The 3,832-nt window shown below is 62.8% G+C and carries 5 protein-coding genes; 3 read left to right on the top strand and 2 right to left on the bottom strand.

What is annotated here, in order from left to right:
- On the bottom strand, nt 1-752 hold a 752-nt coding region (locus BGIM_RS58630), incomplete at its 3' end, for a lactonase family protein (RefSeq protein WP_020473707.1).
- Between the two features lie 292 nt (nt 753-1,044).
- Here BGIM_RS58630 and BGIM_RS53420 point away from each other — a divergent pair.
- The 3 genes from BGIM_RS53420 (at nt 1,045) to BGIM_RS0131785 (ending at nt 3,207) form a co-directional block, all read left to right on the top strand.
- Nucleotides 1,045-1,797: a DUF1223 domain-containing protein gene (locus BGIM_RS53420; RefSeq protein WP_020473706.1), complete on the top strand. Its 753-nt coding sequence runs from the start codon at nt 1,045-1,047 to the stop codon at nt 1,795-1,797.
- 479 nt (nt 1,798-2,276) lie between these two features.
- Nucleotides 2,277-2,408 carry a hypothetical protein gene (locus BGIM_RS67910; RefSeq protein ID WP_020473704.1) on the top strand — a complete coding sequence of 44 codons (132 nt, stop codon included), beginning with the start codon at nt 2,277-2,279 and terminating at the stop codon, nt 2,406-2,408.
- A 292-nt stretch (nt 2,409-2,700) separates the two neighbouring features.
- Nucleotides 2,701-3,207 carry a hypothetical protein gene (locus BGIM_RS0131785; protein ID WP_020473703.1) on the top strand — a complete coding sequence of 169 codons (507 nt, stop codon included), beginning with the start codon at nt 2,701-2,703 and terminating at the stop codon, nt 3,205-3,207.
- Between the two features lie 7 nt (nt 3,208-3,214).
- On the opposite strand, the gene BGIM_RS0131780 is transcribed toward BGIM_RS0131785, so the two are convergent.
- Nucleotides 3,215-3,832, bottom strand: a 618-nt coding sequence (locus BGIM_RS0131780) for an IS630 family transposase (protein WP_238537764.1), incomplete at its 5' end; no start/stop codon positions are given.

Raw genomic sequence — 3,832 nt, 5'->3', positions numbered from 1 at the left:
GCCGACGCCGGGCCGCCGGGCGCCGCCGTCAACCGGCCGTCCGGGTTGATGCGGAACGTGTTCACCGTGTTGCCGCCGGGGACGCCGGCGAGTGTCGCGGCTTCCACGAACAGGAACCGCTTGTCCGGCGAGACCAGCGTCTGGGTCACGAACGTGCCGACCGGAAAAGTCACCGTCGAGTTGGCGACAGGCGTCAGGGCTCCGTCCCGGCTGATGGTGAACGCCGTCACGTTTGGCGTGGTTGTCCCCGGATGGCCCTGCCCGGCGTCTCCGCGATTGGCGACGTAGAGGGTGTTGCCGGCGATGCCGATGCTGTCCGGTTGGTCGCCGCCGCTCGCGAAGTCGCCGATGAGTTGCAGGCGCCCGTGGTCCTTGATTTTGAAGGCGGATACGGAGTCGCTGCCCTGGTTGACCGCGAACAAAAACTTTCCGTCCTGGCTTGCCCGCACCTGTTGGTCGCCGTCATCCGGGCCGATGCGCTTGGGCACATTCAACTGCCCGGTCCCGCCCGTGGCGAACGACCCGATGCGGGTGAGATCGCCCGTGCGACCATCTCGGGTGAAGGCCAGCACCGCATTCCGGCCGTCTTGCGGATTGTTCGTCTCGGTGTAGACGATGGCCGTGTCCCCCGCGCCACGCCGATCGGACAGGCCGTGGGCCGCCGGGACGGCCCGCTCGTCGAGTGATTCCACGAGAAACGGCAACGGTCGTTTGGGGCGGGGATTTTGAGAGGCGGATCGCAACCAGGTCATGTGAGTGTCTCCTCAGTCTCGGGTGATACGACCCGGGTTCCATCCCGTGAGTCGTTCGCCCTTGGTCGGCCCGGCCCGGCCGGCCTGACACTCCGCGAAAAAAATCGTCCTGCAATTTTCGCGGGGCGTCCTTTGTCGGGGGCGGCTTTGGGGTGATTGTTTTTTTTTCGCGCGTCAGGGACGCAAAGCGACGCCGTCTAAATGTGAGAGGGGCAAGACGGGCGGCAATCTCTTGATTGGCAAGAACCCCGATCCGCTCAGGCCGACGGGTGGCAACCAAAGGGGAAGTTTCATGACATTGGCAACACGAGTGTTGATCATCGGGCTGATGATTTCACAGGCGGCCTGCGCGCCGCCCGCGCCAAGGGAGGAGAACAAGGGCGTTGCCGTCGTCGAACTGTTTACCTCCGAGGGATGTTCCAGTTGCCCTCCGGCCGATGATTTGCTGGCCCTGTTGGCGGCCGACGCCAAGAAAACCGGCCGACCGGTGTATTGCCTGTCATTTCATGTCGATTATTGGGACGATTTGGGTTGGAAGGACCGCTTCTCCGATGCCGCCCACACAAAACGGCAGCAAGAGTACGCGCGACTGCTCGGCTTGCGCAACGTTTATACCCCCCAGATGGTGGTGAACGGTGCGGACGAGTTTTTAGGTTCCGACCACAAGAAAGCTGCCAAGGCCGTTGAAACAGCTTTGGCGGGCAAGTCGGTGGCGACAGTAAACCTCAATGTGTCCGCAGACGGCCGGGAGATCGCCGTGGAGTACAAGGTGAGCGACGCTCCCGCCGGGACCGTGTTGTGCGTCGCATGGACGGAGACCGAGGCAAGCTCGGCCCCTGATCGCGGCGAGAACAGCGGGCAAAAATTGCGACACCGCAACATCGTGCGGGACTTTCACGTCGTAAAATCAAAAACCCCGTTCTCAGGGAAGGCCGCTTTGAAACGTCGGGACACAAAATCCGGGACGGTCATCGCATTTGTTCAGGACGTGAAATCCGGCCGAATTCTCGGGGCGTCATCCGCGGAAGTGACGGCGGATCGCTGACGAATTTGGCGAAAATCTCGGGACAGGCCTGGTGCGATCAAAGGATTCTTTTTCGGCGGGTCAACTCCAAACGTCTTATGGTCCTTCAGACTCTGACGCGCGAGGTAGAGAGATTCACTTCCTCGCGGCTCTCTGCCTGAGTGGCTACGCGGGTTCGGTCAGGGCGAATCAATCTATGTACGGTCTTCGCCCCGGTCCTCCAAGGAGATCGGGCGATTGCCCGGCTGGCACAACAACCCAGACGCGGCCATCATTTCCGCTTGCGCGAATCCGCAGACCATGCTGCCCGTCGTTCCATGATGAACGACATTCAACTGCTCAAGCTGCTTCGGGATGCCTGGCAACAGGCGGGTTCCCGGAAGGCATGGGCGACACGTCACCACCTGTCTGAAAGCCATGTCTGCGATGTGCCGCGGCGCCTCCGGGAGACGGGGCCAACGCTCCCCAGAGTCGGGAGTACGTCGACAGAGGTTGGGGGAATGGCAAACATCGTCCCCGGAAAATTACTCAAGCGACTGATCGCCAAAAGGTGTGATCCTGACCTGCTCGTCCGGCCAGGCCGGCTGGCGGATGAACGGGCCGCGCCGGACGCCCTTGGGATCACCGACTGAACGGCCGGGCCACCGGCAGCACCCAATTATCGGCGAATCATTTTTGAACCTCTCTCGGAACACACTCCGATGGAATGCCAGCCGTTTCCGGCCTGGTTTCGCCGTCGCCCGTCTGTAAGTGCATTCGACATTGACCCGGTCCTCGCAAAGACATTTTTCTGGCACAAATGTCACTGATCGTCTACAACTTAATTTTGCAGACGATCAGTGACATCGTCTTCGTTCCCGCCGGCTCGACGCGGGGACAGCCAGAACCGCCGATTCCCCGACGCTCCCCGCCAACGGAGACGCCATGACGACCTCGCCCCGGACTTTTGCCGACGTTCCGTGGCATCGCAAGTCTGGAACGATGACGGTGTTCATCCTCGCCGGCTTCTGCCTGTTCCCTCCCCTGTTGCTCGCCGCCTGTGTCGTCTGCCTGACCGGGGACGTTTACAACGACCGCCGCCGGAGAGACGGCTCGCTGTCCCGCTGGTCCCGCCTCAACAAGTTTGCGGCGGTCATCATCCTGCCCGTCCAGGTGATGGTCCTGGCCGGCCGGGCCGGGGGAACCGCCGGGGATCTGATCGCCCTGTCGGGAATGGGCGGCTGGTTGCTCGCCATCGCCGTCGCGACGGTGAGAATGTTCCGGTCGCCGCGCGCCGCGCCCGTCCCTCCTCCCGCCGTTCCGAAACTTTCGCCGGAAGCCGGCCGTCCGGAACAAACAAAAGTTCCAGAAGGTCCGATTCCGGCGGCGGACGGACTGTTTCGGCTCATGAACGGCGACACCCCGGGGGGCTCTTATACCGAATCTCGTTGAACCGTAATTATTCGAGTTTGACGACCCAATGGAATCCGACGGCTCCTTTGACGGTGTCGGGATGTCGGGCGAGCCAGTCGCACCGCCGGGCGAGGGGTTCCTTCAAGTCCTCCAACGTGGGGAACGTTTTGTTAGCCAGCGCTTCCCGGAGCAAGGGCCACAAGGGTTCGGCCGGTTGCAATTCCGGCGTGCAAGGGGGCAGGTGGTGCAAGACCACGTTGGGCGGGACGGCCAGTTTTCTGGCGACATGCCATCCGGCGTTGTCCACGATCACCACCAGTAATTTTTGCCCGGCCGGGTCGGCCCTGGCCGCGAAGTCGGCCAGGGCCGCCTCCATGGTCGTGGTGTTGGCCTTCGGCTGAATCAACGTGTGGCTGCGGCCGCTGGCCGGATGGGCGAACCCAAACACGAACAAGGACTCGAATTTCGACTGTCCGTTGGAGGCGGGCCGGCAGCCCTTGAGCGACCAAACCCGGCGGGCTATTGGCTTGAGACCCAGCCGGGCCTCATCTTCGGCCCACACCTCGACCGTCTTGTCCGGATGGGCCGTTCGCAGACCGGCCACCCGTTCGGCGAGGCAGTCAAAGCCACCTCTGCTGTTGCTCCGCCGTGGCGGCCTTGGGAT

It is taken from the genome of Zavarzinella formosa DSM 19928 (genome assembly GCF_000255705.1).
GTDB classification, from domain to species: Bacteria; Planctomycetota; Planctomycetia; order Gemmatales; family Gemmataceae; genus Zavarzinella; species Zavarzinella formosa.
The sequence above is the reverse complement of the archived record's forward strand: the minus strand, read 5'-3'. Positions and strand labels throughout refer to the sequence as shown.